At 56.9% G+C, this 654-nt stretch carries 1 protein-coding gene; it reads right to left on the reverse strand.

Annotation, left to right across the window (positions count from 1 at the left end; genetic code table 11):
• A partial coding sequence (locus tag BGP77_RS08915; protein ID WP_146171228.1) for an alpha-hydroxy acid oxidase occupies nt 1-654 on the reverse strand: 654 nt, incomplete at both ends.

The following is a 654-nucleotide window of genomic DNA, read 5'->3' on the forward strand; positions in this document are numbered from 1 at the left end:
ACGGCGCGCCATCCAATTGCCGCCCGCCGTGGTTCGACACGATGATCGCATCGGCGCCGGTTTTCACCGCCGACTGAGCGTCTTCCGGATCCATAATGCCTTTGATAATGATCGGCCCGCCCCAGCGTTCTTTGATCCAGGCGATGTCATCCCACGACAGTTTCGGGTCGAACTGCTTGGCGGTCCAATCGGACAAGGATGACAAATCATCCACACCGGAAACGTGTCCGACGATGTTGCCAAAGCCGTGGCGTTTGGTCCCCAGCATGCGCAAACCCCAGGCCGGTTTGCTCATTAATTGCAAGATGGAATTGAGCGTGAACTTCGGCGGTGCCGACAAACCATTGCGCAAATCTTTATGGCGCTGACCGAGAATCTGCAAATCCAATGTGATCACCAACGCCGAACAACCCGCCGCTTTGGCGCGGTCGATTAACCGGCCGATAAAGTCGCGGTCGCGCATCACATACAGCTGAAACCAGAACGGCTGTGTGGTGTGTTCGGCGATGTCTTCAATGGAGCAAATACTCATCGTCGACAGCGTAAACGGCACACCAAATTGTTCGGCAGCACACGCCGCTTTGATCTCGCCATCGGCCCATTGCATGCCGGTTAAACCGGTCGGTGCCAGCGCCACGGGCATGGCGACTGGTT

This window comes from Saccharospirillum sp. MSK14-1, assembly GCF_003054965.1.
GTDB lineage: Bacteria > Pseudomonadota > Gammaproteobacteria > Pseudomonadales > Natronospirillaceae > Saccharospirillum.